This is a genomic window from Agromyces ramosus (assembly GCF_030817175.1).
Lineage (GTDB): Bacteria > Actinomycetota > Actinomycetes > Actinomycetales > Microbacteriaceae > Agromyces > Agromyces ramosus_A.
The window spans coordinates 3785376-3808000 of record NZ_JAUSYY010000001.1 but is presented as its reverse complement, the minus strand read 5'-3'; the positions used below and the strand labels follow the sequence as shown (position 1 = coordinate 3808000).

Genomic DNA, 22625 nt, shown 5'->3' with positions numbered 1-22625 from the left:
GCGTATGCACACTCCGACGCCGCCGGTCATTGGCAGACTGGAGTGGTGATCGTCGTCGTCTGCCCTGGACAGGGCTCGCAGACCCCCGGATTCCTCGCCCCTTGGCTCGCCGAGCCGGCGTCAGCCGAGCGGCTCGCCGAATTGTCCGATGCCGCCGGCATCGATCTCGCGACCCACGGCACCGTGAGCGACGCCGACACCATCCGCGACACCGCGATCGCGCAGCCGCTCATCGTGGCCGCCGGCCTCCTCACGCTCTCGGCGCTCCTCGGCGACGGCCGTGCCGAGCGCATCGGCGGCATCGCCGGCCACTCGGTCGGCGAGATCACCGCGGCCGCCGCCGCCGGCGTGCTCACCGACACCGCGGCGATGCGCTTCGTCGCCGAGCGCGGCCGTGCGATGGCGGATGCCGCCGCGCTCGAGCCGACCGGCATGAGCGCCGTCATCGGCGCCGACGAAGGCGCCCTCATCGCCCGCCTCGACGAACTCGGACTCGAACCCGCGAACTTCAACGGCGGCGGCCAGATCGTGGTCGCCGGCGCCCTCGGCGCCCTCGAGCAGCTGAAGGCCGAGCCGCCCGCGGGCGCACGCGTCATCCCGCTCCAGGTCGCCGGCGCCTTCCACACCCGGTACATGCGCCCGGCCGTCGAGCGACTCGCTGCGGTCGCGGCCGACCACGATGTCTCCGACCCCGGAGTCACGCTGTGGACGAACCGCGACGGCAGCGCCGTGGCATCCGGAGCCGAGTTCCTCGACCTGCTCGTCGGCCAGGTGTCATCGCCGGTGCGCTGGGACCGATGCATGCAGTCGTTCGCCGCGGCCGGCGTCACCGGCATCATCGAGGTCGCCCCCGCCGGTGCGCTCGTCGGCCTGGCGAAGCGAGGGCTGAAGGGCGTGCCCGCCGTCGCGGTGAAGACGCCCGACGACCTCGCCGCTGCGATCGAGCTCATCGAGCACGCCGCCTGACGGCGTCCGGAACGACATGAGAAAGCCGAGCATGACGAAGCCCACCCTGCAGCAGTCACGTGGACCCGCGTACACGCGCATCTACTCCATCGGAGCGGCCCGCGGCGAGAACGCGGTGCCGAACGACGACCTGGTCGGCCCGATCAACTCCTCCGACGAATGGATCCAGCAGCGCACGGGCATCGTCACGCGAATGCGGGCCGGGGCCGACGTGGAGGCGCTCGATCTCGCGACCGATGCCGCACGCGAGGCCATCGCGAAGTCCGGCGTCACGCCCGAGCTCATCGACCTCGTCATCGTCGCCACCGTCTCGAACGTGCAGCAGACGCCGTCGATCGCCGCTGTCCTGGCCGATCGCGTAGGTGCCAACCCGGCGGCCGCGTACGACACCAACGCCGCGTGCGCCGGATACGCATACGCGATCGCCCAGGCCGACGCGCTGATCCGCACCGGCAACGCACACTACGCGCTCGTGGTGGGCGCCGAGAAGCTCTCGAACGTCGTCGACCCGACCGACCGCAGCATCTCGTTCCTCCTGGGCGACGGCGCCGGCGCGGTCGTGATCGGTCCGAGCGACTTCCCGGGTATCGCACGCACCATCTGGGGCTCCGACGGCTCGAAGGCTGGAGCGGTCGGCATGAACGGGACGCTCACCGAGTACCGTGACGGCAGGGCCGAGTGGCCGACCCTCCGTCAAGAGGGTCAGACGGTCTTCCGCTGGGCGGTGTGGGACATGGCAAAGGTCGCCAAGCAGGCACTGGATGCCGCCGGCGTGACCTCTGCCGACCTCGCCGCGTTCATTCCGCACCAGGCGAACATGCGCATCATCGACGAGTTCGCGAAGCAGCTGAAGCTGCCCGAGTCGGTCGTCATCGCGCGGGATATCGAGACGACCGGCAACACTTCGGCGGCCTCGATCCCCCTGGCAGCCCACCGCCTGCTCGAAGAGCATCCGGAGCTTTCGGGGGGCCTCGCCCTCCAGATCGGCTTCGGCGCCGGCCTCGTGTTCGGCGCCCAAGTGGTGGTTCTCCCCTGAACCGCCGACCACTGTCCATCTAGACTGTCTCTCGGTCAAACGAGACACCCCCCACAAGGAGAAGAACAATGGCATTGTCCACCGAAGAAGTGCTTGCCGGCCTGGCCGAGCTCATCAACGACGAGACCGGCATTGCGACCGACACGGTTGAGCTGGACAAGTCGTTCACCGACGACCTCGACATCGACTCGATCTCCATGATGACGATCGTCGTCAACGCCGAAGAGAAGTTCGACGTGAAGATCCCCGATGAAGAGGTCAAGAACCTGAAGACCGTCGGCGACGCCGTCGACTTCATCGTCAAGGCTCAGGCCTAACTGCGTGGAGCGGGCCGGCGCGACCGCCCGGCCCGCTCGATCAGTCTCACCGTTCCTCCATCGGAGTGTTTCTCGAATGACCAAGAAGATCGTGATCACCGGCATCGGCGCGACCTCGCCGATCGGCGGCACCGCCCGCGACAGCTGGAATGCGCTGCTCGCCGGCGAGTCCGGCGCTCGCCCGCTCGAGCATGAGTGGGTGACCGAGCTCGCGCTGCCCGTGACGTTCGCGGCCACTGCGAAGGTGCCGACAGCCGGCGTCCTCGAACGGCACGAGGTGAAGCGACTCGATCCGTCGAGCCAGTTCGCTCTCATCGCCGGCCGTGAGGCCTGGGCTGACGCGGGCGCGCCCGAGGTGGCCCCCGAGCGGCTCGCCGTCGACTGGTCCACCGGCATCGGCGGTGTGTGGACCCTCCTCGATGCATGGGACACCCTGCGCGAGCGCGGCCCGCGTCGCGTCCTGCCCATGACGGTGCCGATGCTGATGCCGAACGGCCCGGGCGCGGCGATCGGCATGGACCTGCACGCTCGTGCCGGCATCCGCACGGTCGTCTCGGCGTGCGCGTCGAGCACCGAGGCGCTCGTGAACGCCTACGACCACCTGCAGCAGGGGCTCGCCGATGTCGTCATCGCCGGGGGCTCCGAAGCAGCCATCCACCCGCTGCCGATCGCGGCGTTCGCGTCGATGCAGGCGCTCTCGCGTCGCAACGACGACCCGGCGATCGCGTCCCGCCCGTACGACCTCGGACGCGACGGCTTCGTGCTCGGCGAAGGCGCGGCTGCGCTCGTCGTCGAGACCGAAGAGCACGCGAAGGCCCGCGGCGCCCGCATCTACGCCGAGCTGCTCGGCGGCACGATCACGAGCGACGCGTACCACATCACGGCGCCCGACCCCGAGGGCTCGGCCGCGGCACGGGCGATGAAGACGGCGATCGAAGGAGCGGGTGCGAGCCTCGCCGACGTACGCCACGTCAACGCGCACGCCACGAGCACGCCCGTCGGCGACATCGCGGAGTACAACGCCCTGCGCCGTGTGTTCGGCGACCTGCTCGACGGCATCGCCGTCACCGCCACCAAGGCGTCGACCGGCCACCTCCTCGGCGGGGCCGGTGCGATCGAGGCGCTGTTCACAGTGCTCGCACTGCACGAGCGGGTCATCCCGCCGACGATCAACCTCACCGAGCAGGATCCCGAGATCCCCCTCGACGTGGTCACCTCGCCGCGTGCGCTCGAGGGCGACGACATCATCGCCATCTCGAACTCCTTCGGCTTCGGCGGGCACAACGCCGTCGCGGCATTCCGTACCGCCTGACATCCCGGCGGCTCCGCCGCGGCATCGTGCAGAGCGCACAAGAGAAGACCCCGGTCGCCGTCCCAGCGCCGGGGTCTTCTTCGTCGTGACTCGTGGGTTTCGATCGTGCGTCGCCGGGAATGGGTCATCCGACGATCGCGTCACGCCACCGCCTCGTCACACCTGCCGCTCAGCCCACCTGGTGCAACCAGACGACCGGAGCGAAATCACTGGCGTGGCGGAACGGCTCGAGTTCGTCGTCCCATGCCTGCCCGAGCGCGAGCCGGAGCTCGCGGTGCAGCTCGACCGGGTCATGCCCGGCGAGTTCCATCGCATACCGGATGCGGTCCTCGGGAATCACCGCATTGCCCGCGGTGTCGGTCTGCGCGAAGTGCACCCCGAGCTCAGGCGTGTGCATCCACCGGGCGCCATCGGAGCCCGGCGTCGGGTCCTCACTCACCTCGAACCGCAACTGTTCCCAGCCGCGCAGTGCCGAGGCGAGCTTCGCACCGCTGCCGGCCTCGCCCTCCCAGTAGAACTCGGCGCGCATCATGCCGCGCAGCACGGGCTGCTCGCTCCAGTCGAAGTTGACCGGCGTGCCCAGCGCACCGCCGGCCGCCCATTCGACATGCGGGCACAGCGCCCGCGGCGAGGAGTGCACGAACAGCACCCCTCGCGCGGCGCGCACGGCCCGCGTGACCTTCTCCGCCATCTCTCTCTCCGTTCCTGAGGTGCGTCTTCCCCTACGACCTCGGAGCGGCGGATGGCCGGTGTTCGGTTGTCGACGGCGAGCCGTCATGGGCGATTATGCTCCGGATCAGGGCGGAAGGCAAGATCTCGGGCGTCGTTTCGTGTTGACGGGCATCCGCGGCTCAAAAACTCTATACTCGGTGAATCGTTCCTCCTCCCGATTCGGAGACCCAATGGCCGTACGTGACGCGCTCCTCACCCTGCTCACGATGGGTCCGGCCTACGGCTTCCAGTTGCACGGCGGCGTCGAAGCTCGCACGGGAGGGCGGCGGCAGGTCAACGTCGGCCAGACGTATGCCACGCTCGATCGCCTGACCGCGCAGAAGCTCATCACCCCGGCCGGCACGACCGACGACGGGCTCCCCCTGCACGCGCTGACCCCGGCGGGCGAGACCGCCGCCCTCGCCTGGCTCGGCGGAGTGGATGCCGCGGGCGCCGACCCTTGGGACGAGACGGTCGATCGCGTGCTCATTGCGCTCTCGCTGCCCGGGGTCGATGCCGAGTCGACCGTCGACGGTGAGCTCGCGCGCTGGCGCGGCCGGCTCGCTGCGGCGGAGGCGAATGCCGCTGTCGCGGGTGTGTCGCCGGATCCCGACACGCCGCTCGCACCCGAAGCCGAGCTCGCAGTGCAGGCGGCGCATGCCGACGCCGCCAAGGCGAGAGCGGCCCTCGAGTGGCTCGGCGGCGTCTCGGCCGTAGCGGCGTCGAGCTCTGCGTTCGCCCCGAAGGCGACACGCCCTCGGCGCGGTCGGCGGCCTGCTGCTCCACGCAGGGCCGACGACGAACCGACGTCGTCGGCAGACGGCGGCCGCGACGGCAGCGCTCAGCCCTCGGCGAGGGCGTAGCTGTCGACGACTTCAAGGTCGAGCGGGAACTCGACCGGGAATTCGCCGAAGAGCAGCTTGCCCGCACCACGCGCCGCCTCGGTGACAGCCTCGGCGACCTGTTCTGCCAGCACCGCCGGTGTATGCACGATGATCTCGTCGTGGAGGAAGTACACGAGGTGCGGGGCCCGCTCGAAGGCGGGACCGGACGCGCGAGCGAGTTCATCGACGACCGCGGTCGCCGCGATAGCCGCGAGCCGCGAACGAAGGGCGGCCATCCAGCAGAGCGCCCACTCGGCCGCGCTGCCCTGCACCACGAAGTTGCGCGTGAAGCGGCCCCAGTCGCGAGCGACCGACCGGGCCCGGCGTTCGTCGGCGGAGGTCGCCTCGGGCTGGCTCGCTCGCGACTGCACCTCGCGCCACTCCGCCGACGGCAGGGGTGACGAGCGGCCGAGGTGCGACGTGACGATCGCACCTCGCTCGCCGTCGGCCGCGGCGCGGTCGACCAGGGCCATCGCCCGCGGGTAGGCGCGCGCGAGTCGCGGCACGAGTCGCCCGCTCTCCCCCGTCGTCGCGCCGTACATGGCACCCAGGATCGCGTACTTCGCCTGCTCGCGGTTCTCGACGACCCCCGCGTCGACGATGCCGCGGTAGAAGTCCTTGCCCCGGCCGGCTTCGGCCATCGCCTCATCGCGCGCGAGGCCGGCGAGCACGCGCGGCTCGAGCTGTGCGGCATCCGCCACCACCAGCTTCCAGCCGGGGTCGGCGACGACGGCGCTGCGAACGTTCTTCGGCAGCTGCAGTGCGCCTCCGCCGGCGGTCGCCCAGCGGCCCGTCGCCGTGCCGCCCGGAACGTAGTCGGGCCGGAACCGGCCATCGGCGATCCACTCGTCGAGCCACGCCCAGCCGTTGGCACTCAGGAGCCGAGCGAGCTTCTTGTAGGCGAGGAGCGGCTCGATCGCCGGATGCTCGTGCTCCTTCAGCTCCCAGCGCCCTGTGGAGGCGACATGGATGCCCGCCCGACGCAGGGCGCGCAGCAGGTCGACCTGCGAGTCGAGGTTCACGGACGGCGCCTCCAGGGCTGCACGCACCTCGGCGGCGAGCCGCTCCATGTGGGCCGGCTTCCAGCCGGGCTTCGGCTTCGGCCCGAGCTCGGTCTCGAGGACCCGTTCGTGCACGGCTCGATCCCACGGGAGCCCGGCGGCATGGAGCTCGACGCCGATGAGGGCTCCCACCGATTCTGCCGCGAGCAGCAGGCGCAGCGCCCCCGGTGACGTGCTCTGCGCCACGACCTCGAGCTGGCGGCGGTACTCGGCCGCGACGGCTGCCACCGGCACCGCGGCCGCGTCGGCGGACGCGACCCGATCGGATGCCTCGCCGGTGCGCTCCTCCACGCCGATTGCCTGGAGGACGTCGAACTCCTCGAAATCGAAGAGGGGCGTGCGGTCGACGGATGCCTCGACCGGCGTCACGGCTCCGCCCGGCTCGCTCGGGCCGAGCGGCAGCCACGCCGGTCGCGGGTGCGCCACGCGCGCCGCCTCGGTGGTCGACGACTGGCCGAGGATCGCGCCGCACAGCCGCAGGTCGTGGCAGCGTTCGACGCGGATCCCGGCGTCAAGGAGCGACGGATACCAATCGCGGGTGTCACCCCACACCCAGCGTGGACGATGCGACTCGAGCTCGCGTACCGCGGGCGGGAGCTCGGCGATCGACACCGTCGCAATCGGTTGGTCGGATGCGTCGAGGTCGACGAGGGCGACCCGGCCCTGCCCCGCCGTTCCCACCGCGATCTGCACCGTTCCATTCTCCCGGGCCCGGGCCGACATCGGTGGCCGATGGTCGCGTCTCACGCCGCGCGTGACGCTCGACACCCGAGTGTCGGTGGCCCGCGACACCATGTTCGCAACGAGTGATGGGAGTGGCCGATGGTCGCGGTGGGGTTCGTGTGCGGCCATGGCGGTACGGTCGGCGAGCCGGGGGTCGTCGCCCTGCGGCGCGTCTGTCCCTTGTGCATGCTCCTTCATGAGACGCACCGCTCGCGCTCGGAGCTCCTCGCGCGGGTCGCACCACCGCAGCGGGCGGCGCTCGCCCGCGAGACCCGCGTGGGGGCGAACTACGACTGGCGGTGTGCGCGCGGGCACGACCGCTACCCCGCCACCGTTCGCGAGGTGCTCACCGGTCCGAGCTGCGCGAAGTGCCGCGCGAACGCTGCAGGCCCAGCGGCGTCACGCGAAGCCGGACTCGCATTCATGAAACCCGGGCTCAAGGTCGGCACCTCGATGGTCGAGCAGCGCCTCCGCATGCTCCTCGGCGAACGCATCCGCCTCCACCACCGTGTCAACGCCGTACGCATCGCCCGCATGTTCTACGGCAAGCAGGAGGTCTGGCCCGACATCCTCGTGCCGCAACTGCGCATCGCGATCGAGTACGACGACCCCGGGAGGTCGCGTCGCGCGCACCGAGGCCTCAAGGAGGCATCCGACCTCGAGAAAGACGAGGCCCTCCGCGAGGTGGGCTGGGAGGTCATCCGCATTCGCGCAGGCGGCCTCGAACCCTTCGGCACGTACAGCGTCGTCTGCCGCTCGCTGACGGTGGCGGCCGTCGACGAGGTCGTGACGCTGATGCGGCAGATCCGTGGAGACGACCCCGTCGACGCGATCGCGATCCAGCAGCCGGCTGTGTCGTGACGACGCGGCCACGACGCCGCGCGGCGTGGCCTGCCGTCGCGCGCATCCGATGGCGATTCAGTCGCGTGCGGCCTCGCTTCCAGGCGCATCAGGCTTGGCAGTGCGGCGAGCTCGCAGGGCGCGCGCGGCGAGGTTGGGCTGGTAGCCGAGCTCCTCGATGGCCGCCAACACTCGCGACCTGGTCGGCTCCGCCACATTGAATGCGCCCGTGACGACGTTCGACACGGTCTTCATGGACACACCCGCGCGTCCCGCGACATCGACGAGGGTCGGGATCCGGTTGCTCGCCGATTCGGATATCACGTCAGCCTGCGCCTCCTCGGGACTGTTTCGCCGGCGCATCTTGACGTAGTTGCCGCAGCCCGCCATCGAGCACCATCGGCCCGATCGGTTGCGAGAGCCGTCCCAGTAGGCCCATCGACAGGAATCCCGGGAACATGCCTTCAACCGCGGCCAGCTTCCGTCGTGGTGGGCCGCCTCGATCGCCTCCATGACGACGGAGAGCGCGCGCTCGAGAGCTGATGAATGCGCCGCCGCGAGCACCGCGGAGCCGTCGTCACTGAATCGCATCCGAAGCGGGACGACGCCAAGGGCGTCGTTCAGATCGTCGATGGATGTCTCGAGCGGCTCGTGACCGGCATTCATCAGCAGCACCGAACGCAGCCCCTCGCGTACCCGGCGCGCCAGTTCCAGATCCTCGATGCTCAGGTCATGCACGGCGAGCTCTGCGTGTTCGGCGAACCACGAACCGAGATCGACCGGGGACTCCCACTCGTCGTGATCGACCTGCCACTCCACGGTGTTGACGAAGTCGCGCAGCAGCACGATCGACGGCGGTGGCGTGAATCGCGAAGGAGAGTCGACGACGCTCATGACACCATCGTAGTCGGTTCGGCGGTGTCAGTGGGCGCTCGGGAGTTCCACACTGACGCGGAGCCCTCCAGCGGCCCTGGGGGCGAGCGTGAGGATGCCGTCATGTGCCTGGGTGATGCTCTTCACGATCGCCAGGCCGAGACCGACCCCTTCGTGGTCGGTTCGGATGCGTTCGGTGCCGCGCTGGAACGGTTCTGTGAGTGTCGACACCAGTTGTGGACTGAGCTTCTCACCGCTGTTCTCGACCGTCAGCGTCACGCCCGCGCGGTCGACGCCGGTGCTGACCCGCACGGTGCCGCCCTCAGCGAGGTTGTGCACGATCGCGTTGTGCACGAGGTTCGTCGTCAGCTGCAGCAGGAGGGCGTGCGAGCCGAGCGCAAGCGCGACCTTGCCAGAGGTGTCGATGGTGATCCCGCGCCTCTCGGCGAGCGGGAGCAGCGTTTCGGTGGCCTGTTCCGCGAGCAGCGACAGGTCGACGCGTTCGCGGACGAACGACCTCCGGTCAGCGTGGCTGAGCACGAGGAGTGCCTCCGTGAGATCGATCGCTCGGGTGTTCACGCCGCGGAGGCGTTCGACGAGCTCGCTCGTGACGCCGTTCGGATGGTCGCGGGCGACTTCGAGCAGCGTTTGCGTGATCGCCAAGGGGGTGCGGAGCTCGTGCGACGCATTGGCGGCGAACCTCTGCTGTTCCGCCACATGCGCTTCGAGACGCGCGAGCATGGCGTCGAAGGCGTCGGCGAGCTCGCGGAACTCGTCATTGCGGCCTTCCAAGTGGATGCGGTGCGAGAGCGATCCGTTCGCGGCGAGGCGGGTGGCACGTGTGATGCGAGTCAGGGGCGCGAGCATGCGGCCCGACAGGATCCAACCTCCCACCAGACCGAATCCGAGCAGGAAGACCAGAGCCCAAGCCACGGCTGGCACGAACGCACGCACGAGGTCGTCACGGTTGGGCACGCTCCCTCCGATGGCCATGATGGGACCGTCAGGGACGTAGCGCAGGAGGAAAACCCACACGACCGCGAGCAAGGCGGCACCGGCGATCATCAGGAACCCGGCGTAGCTCAGGGTGAGCTTGAGGCGAGCACTCAAACCGCGCTCCCTATGCACGGTCGGCTCCGTGACGCCCGGCGCCCGGCTGCGTGTCGATGCGGTATCCGACGCCGGCCACCGTTGCGATCAGCCACGGTTCTCCGAGCCGCTTGCGCAGGGCTGAGACGGTGATGCGCACGGCATTGGTGAAGGGATCGGCGTTCTCGTCCCAGGCCCGTTCCAGCAGTTCTTCCGCGCTGATGACGCCGCCTTCAGCTGCGACGAGGACTTCGAGCACGGCGAACTGCTTGCGGGTGAGCGCGATGTACCGGCCATCGCGGTAGACCTCGCGGCGGAACGGATCCAGACGCAGTCCGGCGATCTCCCGCACGGGTGGCCTGTTGTGCGCGCGCCTGCGATCGAGCGCTCGGAGACGGAGCACCAGTTCGCGGAGTTCGAACGGCTTGGTGAGATAGTCGTCGGCGCCGAGCTCGAACCCGGAGGCCTTGTCGTCGATGCGGTCGGCCGCGGTGAGCATGAGGACCGGCATGCCGCTGCCGGAGGCGACGATGTGTGCGGCGATCTCGTCGCCGGAGGGCCCGGGGATGTCGCGGTCGAGCACGGCGATGTCGTAGGCGTTGACGCTCAGCAGCTCGAGAGCCGTGTCACCGTCGCCGGCGATGTCGGCCGCGATCGCTTCGAGGCGGAGCCCGTCGCGGATGGCCTCTGCCATGTAGGGCTCATCCTCGACGACCAACACGCGCATCCCTCGATGCTACGGGCCGGAGCATATCGTCGGCGTATCGAAAACCCCATACGTGCCGGCAACGGCTCGCGGCCTTGACTGGCAGCATGAGTCGAACGGCAACAGCACGAACACGGCCCCGCAGACGTCTCGGGCTCTTCGCCCTCGGGTTGGTCGTCGTCGCGACTGCGGTCACGGGAACCGTTGTCTCTCAGCTCTCGGAGCCGGCGTCGTCATCGGCGCACTCGTTCAGCGAGGTCCCTCCCGGCGACCCGGGCACGACGATCGCGGCGGATGACGGCGCAATCAGCGAGCACGACGGCATCCTGCCCGGCGGCGTGTCGGTATTCGACGACGACTATCCCGCCGTCGCCAACCTCGACCCGGATCTGCTCCACGCCGTTCGCGCGGCGGCGATGGCTGCCGCGGACGACGGCGTGGAGTTCACCGTCAACAGCGGATGGCGTTCCGCTGAGTACCAGGATCAACTGCTTCGTGAGGCGGTCTCCGACTACGGGTCCGAAGAGGAAGCCGCGCGTTGGGTCGCCACGGCGGACACCTCCGCCCACGTGTCCGGGAAAGCGGTCGACATCGGGTCCTACGATGCCACGGCGTGGCTGTCAGAACACGGCGCCGGGTACGGGCTGTGCCAGATCTACGGCAACGAATCGTGGCACTACGAACTGCGTCCAGAGGCGATCGACCGTGGTTGTCCACCCATGTTCGCCGACCCCACGCAAGACCCGAGGATGCAGCAATGACCGTCACTGTCGACTTCCGCCGTCCCGGCCTCCGACACCTCTCGCAGCCCACCTTGCAGACTCTCTCCGAGGCGGTCGCACAGAACGTGGCGATCGCTCGGCGACGGACCCGTGCGCGGATCATGGCGGTGGTCAAAGCGGATGGGTACGGGCACGGGGCCATCGCGGTCGCGAAGGCCGCGGTCGCGGCCGGAGCGGACTGGCTTGGCACGACCGACATCGCGGACGCGTCCCGGCTGCGCGCGGCAGGGCTCACGGTGCCGATCCTGACGTGGTTGAACCCGTCCGGCGTGGACGCAGAGGCAGCCGCCGCCGACCGGATCGACGTCGCAATCGGTTCGATCGACGAACTGGAGGCTCTGCTCGAGCACGGCTCCGCCCACGTTCGAGTCCACCTGTACGTGGACACCGGCATGGCACGTGAGGGCTGCCCCACGCGCGATTGGGATGCGCTGATCGCGCGCGCACGGCAGGAGCAGCGGCGAGGGAGCATCCGCGTCGTGGGTCTCATGGGGCACCTGCCGTTGGCCGATCAGGCGCAACCCGAGGCCAACGAGTCCGCGGTCGCTCAGATGCACCGCGCCAGGCGAAGGATGACGGCGGCAGGGTTCGGTGCCCCGCTCACCCATCTGGCTGCAACCTCGGGAACGCTGTGCGACCCTGCGACGCACTTCGGAATGGTCCGCCTCGGGGCGGGTCTCGTCGGCATCGATCCATCCGGGACCACCGAACTGCACGGCGCAGCGCGTCTGACCGCGGCGATCGTGCACGGCGCCACCGCCGCGGCGGGAACGCCGGTCGGATACGGCGGCACCTTCGTCACCGGGACATCCACCAATCTCAGTGTCCTGCCCCTGGGGTACGCCGACGGAATACCGCGAGAGATCTGTTCGGAGGCTTCGGTGGAGATCCGTGGGCGACGCTACCCGATCGTCGGGCGCGTCTCGATGGACCAGATCGTGATCGACACCGGAGCGGATTCGATTCCGCGCGGCACGATCGCGACCGTGTTCGGTCCGAAGGGCGGCCCCACCCCGACCATCCACGAATGGGCTCGCTGGGCCGGAACCATACCCCACACCATCGTCACTGGCATCGGAGCACGCGTGAGAAGGGCGATCGCATGAAACCCCACGTCTTGGTCATCGGCGGCGGCCAGAACGCCGAGCACGACGTCTCCCTGGCGACGGCTGCCGCCATCGATGGCGCGCTCCGCCGCGGCGGGTTCGAGGTCACCGCCATCACCATCGGTCGCGACGGGCGATGGAGACTGCGCGGAGATCCCCTCGGAGCGAGCGCTGCCGACTCGCTGAGCGCATCACTCCCATTTCTCGCCCGAGCCGATGTGGTCTTTCCGGCAATCCACGGCCCGCTGGGTGAGGACGGGACACTGGCAGCACTGTGCGCCCTCTCCCACAAGCCCGTGGTCGGTTCCGGCGTGCGTGCCGGAGCGATCGGCATGGACAAATGGGCGACCAAGCTCGTCGCCGAAGCCGTCGGGATACGGACCGCCCACGGGCGGCTGGTGCATGCAGCCGACCTTGGAGGCATCGGTTTCGAGACCGAGGTCGTCGTCAAGCCGGTCTCCGCCGGTTCCAGCTTCGGGGTCACATTGGTGAGGGAAGCCGGCGAATTCGGTGGGGCGCTCCGCACCGCTGCTCAGTACGACGATCGGATCCTCATCGAGGACGTCGTGTACGGCCGCGAGATCGACGTCGCGGTCCTGAGCGAAGCCGACGGCAGCCGGTGGACGCCACCGCCGTTGGAGATCCACGCCGAGGGACTGTTCGACACGGCCACCAAGTACGACGGAACCGCCCGCTTCACGGTGCCGGCCGACCTGGGCAGCACCGATCGCGTGGCCCTGAGGGAAGCGGCCGTGAGGATGTTCGACGCACTCGGCTGCGACGGAGTCGCTCGAATGGACTTCTTCCTCACCGCTGACGGTCCCGTGCTCAACGAGGTCAACACGATGCCCGGGATGACCGCCGCGTCTCAGGTGCCCCGCATGTTCGCGGCCGCGGGAGTACCGTATGACGAGCTGGTCGCCCGCCTGGTCGGCGCCGCGACGGTGCCGCCCCCAGTCTCAGCTTGACGGCGGTCCGGCCATCACCCATCCGCCCATTCCGCAGCCATTGGGAGATCCTTCGTGAAGTTCGAGAACGTCGTGACGATCAGCCGCCCGCAAGCCGCCGTGTTCGCCTACCTTGCGCGATTCGAGAACATTCCCAATTGGAATTACGCGATCAGTGAGACACGAAAGCTCACGAGCGGTCCGGTCGGCCTCGGCACCCGTTACCGACAGACCCGCACACTTCCCTCGCCGGGCGAGGAGGAGTTCGAGGTCGTCGAGATCGAACCGAACCGGTTGCTCGCCGTCGTCGGCGACCTCGCATTCCTCCACGGCCGCGTGACGTACGAGTTGAGCGAAGCGCGCGGCGCGACGACGCTCACGAACCATATGGACCTCGCGGCGGCGGGCCCGCTGGGCCTCGTCGCAAACCTGGCCACGCGGAAGGTGCAGACCTCCGTCGCCGCGAATCTGCAGGTATTGAAGGAGCTGCTCGAACGCTGATGCGACGCCACCGCGTTGACGGCTGGACGAACGGCGCGCCCGTGGCATCCGTCACCTGCTCGGTGGTCACCCCGGGCGCGAGCTCGACGAGCACGAAGCCGTCTGGCGGTACGCCATTCTTCACCACCCTGGAACAGCTGGGTACCCGGACGTTTCCCGACGGCGAGGTCCTGGCCAGGTACGAGACCAGAGGCCGTTGCGTTGACGGCGGTCGTCGGATCCGACGAGTACGCCCGCAGGTGGCCGCGCCGATCTTGTCGAAAGTCGGAACCAGTCGGCAGACTGGCAGCACCGACGCGAGGAGTTGCCATGGCCGATGAGGACGTTCCGACTGGATACACGCCAGCCGCCTTCCACGAGCAATCGCGAGTCTCGGATTGGCGGGCCGCGTGCGTCGAGACGTGTGGCGGGTGAGGTGGTGGTGACGAATTCGCATGTGATCAAGCCGCTCACTCCCGAGACCTTCCCGGCGTGGCTGGCGCTCGCGCAGAAGCACAACGGCGTCTGGGGCGGGTGCTACTGCTCGTACTTCCATGACGACACGGAGCACACCGTCAAGGACGAATACGACCGGCCGACGTTCAAGCAGCGACTCGTGGCGGAGGGCGTCGCGCACGCCGCGCTCGTCTTCGACGGTGACGACGCGATCGCGTGGTGCGAGTTCGGCAGTCCGGTCGAGCTGCCGAACATCTACCATCGCAAGCAATACGACGCGGGCGAGACCAAGTCGGCACCGTGGCGCATCACCTGCTTCTTCGTCGATCGCGACCACCGACGGTCGGGAGTGGCACGGGAGGCGCTGGATGGCGCGCTCGAGCTGATCGCGCAGGCCGGCGGGGGCGAGGTCGTCTCGTTTCCTAACGAGCTCGCCCCCGGCAAGAGGACGTCGTCCTCGTTCCTCCACAACGGCACGAGGGCCATGTTCGAGAAGGCGGGATTCACGTTCGAGCGTCACATCGGCAAGAGCAAGACCGTGATGCGCAAGACGATCCCACCGGCCCGCGGCTGACGTCAGGTTCACACAGACTGGTCACGGCGTCAGGTCCGGCTCGCCGCGCTCTCAGTCGCCCGCTGAAGGATCGGCTGGGGCGCCTGCGACGAGCACCCTGAGGCGCGGCGTCGTATCGTGGAAGATCGAAATCCGATACCGCGAGGGAGGGCGAGGTTGAGCGAGGATCCTCAGCGCGCCGCGTGGCAGTACCGGCTCGATCGCCTCGCCCGTGAAGAGGCCATCGCGTGTGGCGAAGAGCCCGATGACGCCGATGCGGCGCCCGAACCGGCTGGACCGTCCACGCAGGCTGAGCGGTCGGCATACGTGGAGAACGCGATCCAGCAGGCCATCCGTCGCGGCGAATTCGACAACCTGCCGGGCGCGGGAAAGCCCCTCGATGGATTGACTGGGCAGCACGACCCCGACTGGTGGATTCGTCGCAAGATCGAGCGCGAGCAACTGAGCGGATTGGGCCCGCCTGCGCTCACCCTGCGGGTCGAGAACGCCCAACTCGAGGCCCAGCTGGATCGAATGCACCGCGAATCCGAGGTGCGCGAGGCCGTCGAGGACTTCAACCGGCGCGTGATCGAGGCACGCCGCCAATTGCTCGGCGGGCCGCCCGTCGTGACGCCCACTCGGGACGCGGGCGATGAGGTTCGCGCATGGCGCGAGCGCCGCGAAGCCCGACGACGTGAGGCGGCCGCGGAGCGCGAACAGCTCGAGCACGAGCAGAGGACGTCACGAACTCGGTGGTGGAAGCGTCGCGACTGAGGGACCCATCAGTCGGATCGCTCACCGGGACGGCTGCACGGCTCGTAGTTCGCGCCCAAGTCCGGCTCACAGCCTTTCGATCAGACACTCGAGTCGTCGGAGTACGGTGGCGCCGCGCGCACCGATTTGCTTCGCGACGAGCAGAACCGCTGGGAATTTCTCGAGGTAGGGCGGACGGGACTTGAACCCGTGACCGATGGACTCTCCCGAGGACCACTCCCCCGGCGCCGGAACCTCGGCGACTGCTCGACCGATCTCGACATGATCGGGGATTTCTCGCCGATCCTGAAACTGCACATCTCAGACTACTCGGGTCGCCTCGGTGTGACTCCGTGAGGCTCGGATCGAATAATCGTTGGATAAACGTGAACGCATCGAGTGCCGTGCGAACAGTCGCGACTCGATCCGGAGTCCACCCTCGAAGTACTCGCCGACCCCGTCCTCGCACTCAGCGCCTAGATGGAAACGAGGCAGTAAGTGGTGAATACACGTGCCGAGCCCTCTGAGCTGAAGCTGTGACCTCTGGGTCCGCGCCGTCAGCCGGCTATGCCCTTCCCGATCCGGACCGGATCGCGCTGGCCTGTGCCTGCGAGGAACGAGACGTCCAACTTCAACGGTTCAAGGCTGACGGATGCTTCGTCGCGGGAGTGGGAGGCGTACTGGCCGCCGATCGGCTGCTCCTTCGTGACGGGTTCGGTTGCTGTCCAGCGTCGACTTCCTACTTACAGGCTCGTCCGCGTGTGGAGCCTGTCGAATGCGACTCTGGCCTACACGAGTCGATCATGTAGGCAGCGTCGGCCTTCTGCATCATCCAGTCGTACCCGGTTTCACGTTTCCGGCGACCGTGTTGCAGGCGTCGGGACCCCACGGCAGCGCGGCGATCTCGCTGGTGGCATCGTCGCCCCAGGCTCCGTCGTCGTCAGGGTGGATGGGAACGGTGCCCACGAGAACGTGCAGCGATCGGGTCAACTACCGTGTCGCCGGCTGGAGCGAACGACCAGACGGGCATTGTCGCGATCCCTATGAAGATCCACACCAACATCCTCAACCCGGCTGCGGCGTGCCGCCGTCAGCTTTGTGACCAGTCGTCGTGTCCTTAGGCTCCGCCTGTGCCGCCTCGGTGTGCTGTTCTCCGGGTGGGAGATTCAGCGATCGTGCTCGGACGATCTCCCGGTACCAATAGGCGCTGTCCTTCGGAACCCGTTCGAACGAGTCGAGATCGACATGGATGATCCCGTAGCGCTGCGAGTACGCGCTGCTCCACTCGTAATTGTCGAGGAACGACCAGAGCGAGTACCCACGCACGTCCACGCCGTCGGCGACAGCTCGGCTGATCTCCTCGAGGAAGCTCCGCACGTACGCGATCCGATCGCCGTCGTGGATTCGACCGGCCACGACGTCCTCATTGCAGTTCGCCGAGCCGTTCTCGGTGACGTAGATCGGCACGGACAGTCGATAGTCGTTCTTGAGCATCATGAGCACCTCGTACGCCACCGACGGATCGTAGAAGTGCCCGTTGTCGAGAAAGTTCCCGGCCACGACGTCCGTCGAGTCGTCGTCGCCCTCGGTCGGAGCACCGTCGATGTAGACACGGTTGTAGACGTTCAGCCCGAAGAAGTCGATGGGCTCGCCGATGAGGGCGAGATCATCCGGCCCGATCTCCGGAAGCGTGCCCTGTGATCCCCATCGCTCCCGTTGGAAGGTCGAGTAGTCGCCGCGGAACAGTGGATTGAGGAATGCCTCGTACGAGTCCGCCTCCTCCTCCCGCACCTGCCGCAACCGTTCGGGAGTGGGTTGCACCGCAGATCTCGGCCACACATCGACCACGATCCCGATCTCTCCGGGCGACCCCGCGGCACGGAAAGCGCGAACGGCCTGCCCGTGGGCAAGCAAGGCGTTGTGCATCGCGGCGCGACCGCCGAGTTCATCGCGGTAACCTGGCGCGAACACGCCCAGACCGTACCCTACCCAGTTGGCGATGGGCTCGTTGAGCGTCGCCCAGCGGGGCGTGTACCGACCGAACTGCTCGAACGCCCGCTGCGCGTACTCGGCGAACCAGAACTGAACGTCGCGACTTCGCCACCCGCCCCGATCCTCCAGCGCTTGTGGCAGGTCCCAGTGGTAGAGCGTGATGCTGGGCGAGATGCCGGCATCTTCGAGACGGTCGAGGAGCCGACGATAGAAGTCCACGCCGCGCTGGTTGAGCGTTCCGACCCCGTCCGGAAGAATACGAGACCAGGAGATCGAGAACCGGTACGAGTCCACGCCGAGCCAGCGGAGCAACCCGACGTCCGAATCCATACGTTCGTAATGGCGTACGCCGTCGTTTCCGGGCACGTCACCCAACACCTTGCCAAGGGTTTGGCTGAAGGTGTCCCACACCGACGGGCCGCGCCCGTCGACGTCCCAGGCGCCCTCGATCTGGTAGGCGCTCGTCGCGACACCGAACTCGAAGCCCCGCGGGAGCGTGGGAGCGTCGGATCCGCTCCGGCGAACGCGCGCTACCCGGCTCGCCACCCGGCATCTCACCGGAACCACCGGCCTCTGCCGCGGACATCGATACGCACCGATCCAGACACTTCTCCCACTGTGGCCGTGATCACGTGCGCACCGGCGTGCGTGAAGGTGACTCGGCTACCAGAGATCACGTCATCCGGCTTGTCGCTGGTCAACACGGCCTCAGCCGCGAGGTCCCCGAGATCGTTTCCGAATGCGTCTTCACCCGTGACGCTGATCTGAACGCTGCCACGCACTGTCGACGTCATCGAATCCGATGACACTGTCAGTTTCGCAACCGGTGCCGGCGCGACGATGAACGAGAACTCTCGGCTGCTGGTGCCTGCCGCCGAGTCCATCCGAACCGTGAACGTCGTCGCGTTCGCAACCGTCGATGTTCCGGTCAACTCCCCCGTAACCCGGTCGAGAGCGAACCCGGTGGGCAGAATGCCATTCGTCACCGTGTATCGCGCTGCATCCGTACCCACCGCACCCAATGTGGTCGAATACTCACCACCGGCAATGGCCTCCGGAACCGAGTCCACCAATTGCGGAGCAGCAACTCCCACCACAACCGGTATCCGGTCGAAGGCGAGCAGGCCGACACCTCTCGACGTTCGAATCATCGGACCTGGGCCGTAGTGGGAAAGGTAGGAGATCGTGGCATCCGCACCGATCGATCCCGCCACCGTGACGAGAAGCTTTCCTCCATCCACATACGTCACGTTCGTCACGCTCGCTGCAGAGTTGTGAAGAACGAAGTCGCCCATCGAGTCGAAACCGGCATCGACGGTCAGAGGATCAGTTGCCGAATCGAGTTGGATCGAGAACTCGGTACTCGACGCGGATGCCGCAGTCGCGGCAATCGGGTCGGGAGCTGCAACCCCAGCACTCGGGCCGTCGTACAAGTCGCGGGAGAGTACAGCAGCGGCCTGTTCGCCAAGCATCTTGTAGCCGTTCTCGTATCCGAAGTGACACCCGTCGTGGTTCGGCGCCCCAGTTGTGGAGAGCACCGTCACGCCGAGTGTTCGCGAGAGGTTTCGCTGCGCGTTCCGCAAGTCGATGTCGCTCTCGCGGGCGGCATCTCCGGCGGGATTGCACGAGCCCCGAATCTGGAACGCGTAGTACGACGATCCGTTCGTCAGATCGGAGCCCAGCTCACCCTGCCAGTCCTCGAGCAACGAGGTGAAGCCTTCGATGTGGGTGCGAGTGTCGCCGTTCTCCGCCTGACCCTGATACCAGAGCACAGCCTTCACATCTGCGAGCACACCCGCGGCCTCGAGTCGGTGACGCAGCCGACCGTAGTTCGTGTTGGCGTCATTCGGATCAGCATCATTGCGCTGGAAGAAGCCGATTCGCTGGCCACCGTGCGCACCGTTGAAGATCGCAATCGGAACCTCCTGCTGCTGCGAGAGCACGCCGCCCATGCGCATGCCCCACTGACCGACCATCCCTGCATTGGTGACCTCGCCCTTGTTCGGCGAGGTCATGTCACCGTAGGCGTACTGCCACGCGCGGTTGGCACGAGACGTATCGGAGTTCCACGATGTCGTTCCGTAGGTGCGCACCCAGGGTGACTGGTTGCCCGTACTGGAATCCGAACCGCTCTCCCAGGCAGCCGATTCCGCGTTGGACTGGCCCTGAATCACGAAGACGTCACCCGAGACGACGTGCGTCCAGTGGCCGACCTCGCGCCAGACTCCGTCGACGCGCGCTTCCAAGAGGAAGTCGTAGTCGTGCAGGCCTGCCGTGATCCGGGTGTCGAAGGAGAACGACGGACCCGAGCCCACCTGCTGCACGGTCTCGCCCTGGCTGGTCGAAGACATCCGCACGGAGTCCACCGAGGCATCCGCTTCGCCCGCGATCACCACGTTCGCGCCGTTGTCGGTGTCCCGCGCGAACAGTTGCCGGTCCTGCGGCGCCTGGGTCAGCGAGACCACCGCGGGTCGCGCGAACACCGTCAGGGTGCGACTGGTGAACGCGTTGGCGTTCGCGGCAAAGGTCCAGTCCGATTCCGCCGGCCCGCCCCGCGGGGCATCGCCGAAGCCGAGCGCGAGTGTTCCGGGGCCGGTGAAGTTGTTGAGCGCCATGACGGTGCTCGGCGCCCCGGCATTGCCCGGCTCCTCATTCACGCGGTGGATCTGGAAGGAGCCGTGCCATCCGGTGATCGGCTGGTCGTCGGCGTCGTATCGCTCGCTCGTCGCACCCTCTACCTGACCACTGCGGTGAGTCAGGTAGCTGTTCGGCCAGTGTTCGAGCCACCCGGTGAGGTGCTCACCGGTCGCCACGCCGGCGACGTTCGACGCGACCTCGAGATCCGTCACGCGCTGCTGCGAGATCTGCCCGGGAATGGTGTGCAGGCCGAGCAGGCTCCAGTCCGCGGTGAACGGGTCCATCCCTGCCCAGGCCCACTGGTCGCCGGTGCCTCCGGCCGTCTCGAGGCAGTACCCCACGCGGTCGAACCCGTTCCGCACGGCGTCGAGCCCGTCGAAGGAGTAGTTCGGTCGAACACCCGCCCAGGTCGAGTCGGTGCCGAGCTGCAGCTGCAACACCGGCTGCTGGCCGTCGGCCGTGGCGGCCGTGTCACACGATGTCGCTTCCGCGGGTCCAGCGACGGGACCGGCGTTCCAGGTGACGTCATCGATCTGGAAATGCGGCACCCAGATGCTCGAGGTGCCGAGCGCACGGAACCCGATCTCGATGCGGCTCACCGCACCGCGCGCAGCCCATGAGGACACGTCGAGGGTCAATTCGTTCCAGGTGTCGGGCGACACCTGGAACGTCTCGATGAGCTCCTCGCCATCTGCGCTCGTCAGCGTGATCGCGGCCTCGTAGCCGGTGCCGCCGCCCAAACCGCCCCAGGCATCGAGGTGCGCCACCAGCTGCGTCGCCGCACTGAGATCGAGCGGATGCGGCGGCTCGACGAACACCGATCGCATGGCGTCTGCGGGGAGCGCGACCGACGACGCATCCATCACCCGATTCCCGGCGAACGGCGTCTTGGGTCCGTTCGCGAAGCTGTCGGCCCACTCCACGGCCCCGACGCCGGTGCCGGCGCGCCAGCCCTGGAACCCGTCTTCGAAGTCGTAGATCGAGAACGTCTTGGTCAGCGGCCGGGTGTCATCCGGTGCCAGTGCGGATGAGGCGATGAGCGGCAGCGAGATGCTGTTGGCGATGGCCTGCTGGCCTGCGACATTCACGTGCGTGCCGTCACCGGTGTCGTAGGGCCGGAAGATGGCGTTGGGGTTCGCAGGATCCTTCAACACCTCATCGAAGTCGAGCACGCCGTCGCAAGTGCCGCTGCAGTCGCCCGAGTTCCGGACGAAGGCGTTGACGGCGTTGCGCTCGGCATTCTGCTGCGCGGTGTACGAGGGCCGGGGGGTGATCGGCGTGACGTACACCGCGATTCCGGCGTCCCTGAGTCGGGAGAACATGTCCTGATAGCTCGCGAGGATCGTCGCGCTGCTGCAGTTCTCGCCCAGATCGTTCGTGCCGTAATAGAAGATCACTCCGGTCACGCCGTGCAGTGCGAGCACGTCGCGCTCCAGCCGGCTGACGCCGTCGGCACAGCTCGGGGCGCTGGTCGTGCCTCCGATTCCCGCGTTGGCGACGGCGAGCTGCGCATCGGCCGGGAGTTCGCTGTTGATCCGTCGCGCCAGCTCATCCGACCAGCGACGATTCGTGCCGGTCGCGGTGCAGCCGGGCCCGCAATTCTGGCTGCCCTCGCCGTCGACCACCGAGCTGCCGAATGACACGATAGTGCCGAGCAGCTCCGTGTTGTGCACATCGACGGCGCTCACCAGGTAGGTCCACGCCATCTTCTCGGCGAACGGCGTACCAGATTCGTCGGCGACCTGGTCTCCCGATCCTGCGGCTGAGACGTAATTGTCGCGATAGGGGTAGCTGTGCAGGCTCGGCACCGTCGGCGCTTTGACGTACATGCTCACCGCGACGTCGTCCTGCGCGGCGGTCTCGAGCTCGACGGTGTCGCTCCAGACCTCGCCGCCCACCGGGATGGTCACGCTCGGCAGGCCGGCGAACGCGAGCGTCCGGGTGGTCCCCGGCACGGTCGCCGAACCCTTCGCGCTCAACGCCACTGCGGCCGCATCGATCGTGATCGGCGCGGCGCCGTACTGGTTCTGGAAGCGGATTCGAAGTGCGTCACCGCCCTGGCTCAGATGCGTGATCATGCGGAAGGTCTGTTCCTTGAACGTGATGCCGGACCGCCGATCCTGCGATTGCGCCCACGACGTGAACCAGTCGTCACCCACCTCCGCAACAGGGTCAGCCGCTTGACCCGCAGAGACGACCCGGCCGTCCGCCGAGGCGAGCGAGGTCGCCCCTGCTGGCGCGGGGACACCGACCAGAATGAGCCCGACCATGAGCGTGAATGCGAGCACGGCCGAAACGAGCGGCTGCGTGAAGAACGAGGTCGTGAAGCGCAAGGTGTTCCAATCGTCGTTGATGGAGTGAGTATCGAAGCGCAGCGAACGAGGTCACCGACCGGGGACTC

The 22625-nt window shown here is 68.0% G+C and carries 19 protein-coding genes; 12 read left to right on the top strand and 7 right to left on the bottom strand.

The features are described 5' to 3' along the window. The first annotated feature begins 45 nt into the window (after positions 1-45). From QFZ26_RS17815 to QFZ26_RS17800, 4 genes are all read left to right on the top strand, one after another. Positions 46-966 carry an ACP S-malonyltransferase gene (locus tag QFZ26_RS17815; protein ID WP_307044509.1) on the top strand — a complete coding sequence of 307 codons (921 nt, stop codon included), beginning with the start codon at positions 46-48 and terminating at the stop codon, positions 964-966. A 31-nt stretch (positions 967-997) separates the two neighbouring features. Then, complete coding sequence (locus tag QFZ26_RS17810) at positions 998-2002, top strand: beta-ketoacyl-ACP synthase III (RefSeq protein ID WP_307044506.1); 1005 nt, start codon at positions 998-1000, stop codon at positions 2000-2002. A 68-nt stretch (positions 2003-2070) separates the two neighbouring features. Then, positions 2071-2319: an acyl carrier protein gene (locus QFZ26_RS17805; RefSeq protein WP_056731598.1), complete on the top strand. Its 249-nt coding sequence runs from the start codon at positions 2071-2073 to the stop codon at positions 2317-2319. A 76-nt stretch (positions 2320-2395) separates the two neighbouring features. After that, entirely contained in the window at positions 2396-3631 is a 1236-nt protein-coding gene (locus QFZ26_RS17800) for a beta-ketoacyl-[acyl-carrier-protein] synthase family protein (protein WP_307044497.1), read from the top strand. A 169-nt stretch (positions 3632-3800) separates the two neighbouring features. Here QFZ26_RS17800 and QFZ26_RS17795 read toward each other — a convergent pair whose 3' ends face one another. Beyond that, a complete protein-coding gene (locus tag QFZ26_RS17795; RefSeq protein WP_307044495.1) occupies positions 3801-4322 on the bottom strand; it encodes a DUF3145 domain-containing protein in 522 nt (173 codons plus the stop codon). Positions 4323-4533: 211 nt separating this feature from the next. Here QFZ26_RS17795 and QFZ26_RS17790 point away from each other — a divergent pair, with 211 nt between their 5' ends. Beyond that, positions 4534-5205, top strand: a complete 672-nt coding sequence (locus QFZ26_RS17790; protein ID WP_307044493.1) for a PadR family transcriptional regulator — start codon at positions 4534-4536, stop codon at positions 5203-5205. Here QFZ26_RS17790 and QFZ26_RS17785 read toward each other — a convergent pair. Beyond that, positions 5184-6980: a bifunctional 3'-5' exonuclease/DNA polymerase gene (locus QFZ26_RS17785; protein ID WP_307044491.1), complete on the bottom strand. Its 1797-nt coding sequence runs from the start codon at positions 6978-6980 to the stop codon at positions 5184-5186. The genes QFZ26_RS17790 and QFZ26_RS17785 overlap by 22 nt on opposite strands. Positions 6981-7196: 216 nt before the next feature. Here QFZ26_RS17785 and QFZ26_RS17780 point away from each other — a divergent pair, with 216 nt between their 5' ends. Further along, on the top strand, positions 7197-7871 hold the full coding sequence (locus QFZ26_RS17780; RefSeq protein WP_307044490.1) for a hypothetical protein: 675 nt from the start codon (positions 7197-7199) through the stop codon (positions 7869-7871). A gap of 57 nt (positions 7872-7928) precedes the next feature. Here QFZ26_RS17780 and QFZ26_RS17775 read toward each other — a convergent pair whose 3' ends face one another. The 3 genes from QFZ26_RS17775 to QFZ26_RS17765 all read right to left on the bottom strand — a co-directional run bounded on the left by QFZ26_RS17775 (position 7929) and on the right by QFZ26_RS17765 (position 10539). Then, positions 7929-8696 carry a LacI family DNA-binding transcriptional regulator gene (locus QFZ26_RS17775; RefSeq protein ID WP_307044488.1) on the bottom strand — a complete coding sequence of 256 codons (768 nt, stop codon included), beginning with the start codon at positions 8694-8696 and terminating at the stop codon, positions 7929-7931. 75 nt (positions 8697-8771) lie between these two features. Continuing rightward, positions 8772-9833 carry a sensor histidine kinase gene (locus tag QFZ26_RS17770; RefSeq protein ID WP_307044486.1) on the bottom strand — a complete coding sequence of 354 codons (1062 nt, stop codon included), beginning with the start codon at positions 9831-9833 and terminating at the stop codon, positions 8772-8774. Positions 9834-9843: 10 nt separating this feature from the next. After that, positions 9844-10539, bottom strand: a complete 696-nt coding sequence (locus tag QFZ26_RS17765) for a response regulator transcription factor (RefSeq protein WP_307044484.1) — start codon at positions 10537-10539, stop codon at positions 9844-9846. 86 nt (positions 10540-10625) lie between these two features. On the opposite strand from QFZ26_RS17765, the gene QFZ26_RS17760 reads away from it, so the two are divergent. The 6 genes from QFZ26_RS17760 (at position 10626) to QFZ26_RS17735 (ending at position 15616) form a co-directional block, all read left to right on the top strand. Then, the gene (locus QFZ26_RS17760) at positions 10626-11279 is read left to right on the top strand and encodes a M15 family metallopeptidase (RefSeq protein ID WP_307044482.1); all 654 of its coding nucleotides are present in this window, start codon (positions 10626-10628) and stop codon (positions 11277-11279) included. After that, entirely contained in the window at positions 11276-12406 is a 1131-nt protein-coding gene (gene alr / locus QFZ26_RS17755; protein ID WP_307045146.1) for an alanine racemase, read from the top strand. Before QFZ26_RS17760 ends, alr begins: the two co-directional genes overlap by 4 nt. Further along, positions 12328-13374: a D-alanine--D-alanine ligase family protein gene (locus QFZ26_RS17750; protein ID WP_307044480.1), complete on the top strand. Its 1047-nt coding sequence runs from the start codon at positions 12328-12330 to the stop codon at positions 13372-13374. Before alr ends, QFZ26_RS17750 begins: the two co-directional genes overlap by 79 nt. A 54-nt stretch (positions 13375-13428) precedes the next feature. Next, positions 13429-13854 (top strand): SRPBCC family protein, encoded by a 426-nt coding sequence (locus tag QFZ26_RS17745; RefSeq protein ID WP_307044478.1) that lies wholly within the window; start codon positions 13429-13431, stop codon positions 13852-13854. Positions 13855-14269: 415 nt separating this feature from the next. Continuing rightward, a complete protein-coding gene (locus tag QFZ26_RS17740) occupies positions 14270-14863 on the top strand; it encodes a GNAT family N-acetyltransferase (RefSeq protein ID WP_307044476.1) in 594 nt (197 codons plus the stop codon). Between the two features lie 156 nt (positions 14864-15019). Continuing rightward, positions 15020-15616: a DnaJ family domain-containing protein gene (locus QFZ26_RS17735; protein ID WP_307044474.1), complete on the top strand. Its 597-nt coding sequence runs from the start codon at positions 15020-15022 to the stop codon at positions 15614-15616. Positions 15617-16660: 1044 nt separating this feature from the next. Here QFZ26_RS17735 and QFZ26_RS17730 read toward each other — a convergent pair. Then, positions 16661-18133 carry a glycoside hydrolase family 1 protein gene (locus tag QFZ26_RS17730; RefSeq protein WP_307044472.1) on the bottom strand — a complete coding sequence of 491 codons (1473 nt, stop codon included), beginning with the start codon at positions 18131-18133 and terminating at the stop codon, positions 16661-16663. A gap of 8 nt (positions 18134-18141) precedes the next feature. Then, positions 18142-22557, bottom strand: a complete 4416-nt coding sequence (locus tag QFZ26_RS17725) for an SGNH/GDSL hydrolase family protein (RefSeq protein ID WP_307044470.1) — start codon at positions 22555-22557, stop codon at positions 18142-18144. Between the last annotated feature and the right edge of the window lie 68 nt (positions 22558-22625).

Bases quoted from the DNA above. Each gene is read 5' to 3' on its own strand.
- QFZ26_RS17810 (WP_307044506.1), top strand. From the start codon at position 998: ATGACGAAGCCCACCCTGCAGCAGTCACGTGGACCCGCGTACACGCGC.
- QFZ26_RS17805 (WP_056731598.1), top strand. From the start codon at position 2,071: ATGGCATTGTCCACCGAAGAAGTGCTTGCCGGCCTGGCCGAGCTCATC.
- QFZ26_RS17800 (WP_307044497.1), top strand. From the start codon at position 2,396: ATGACCAAGAAGATCGTGATCACCGGCATCGGCGCGACCTCGCCGATC.
- QFZ26_RS17795 (WP_307044495.1), bottom strand. From the start codon at position 4,322: ATGGCGGAGAAGGTCACGCGGGCCGTGCGCGCCGCGCGAGGGGTGCTG.
- QFZ26_RS17790 (WP_307044493.1), top strand. From the start codon at position 4,534: ATGGCCGTACGTGACGCGCTCCTCACCCTGCTCACGATGGGTCCGGCC.
- QFZ26_RS17780 (WP_307044490.1), top strand. From the start codon at position 7,197: ATGCTCCTTCATGAGACGCACCGCTCGCGCTCGGAGCTCCTCGCGCGG.
- QFZ26_RS17765 (WP_307044484.1), bottom strand. From the start codon at position 10,539: ATGCGCGTGTTGGTCGTCGAGGATGAGCCCTACATGGCAGAGGCCATC.
- QFZ26_RS17760 (WP_307044482.1), top strand. From the start codon at position 10,626: ATGAGTCGAACGGCAACAGCACGAACACGGCCCCGCAGACGTCTCGGG.
- alr (WP_307045146.1), top strand. From the start codon at position 11,276: ATGACCGTCACTGTCGACTTCCGCCGTCCCGGCCTCCGACACCTCTCG.
- QFZ26_RS17750 (WP_307044480.1), top strand. From the start codon at position 12,328: ATGGGCTCGCTGGGCCGGAACCATACCCCACACCATCGTCACTGGCAT.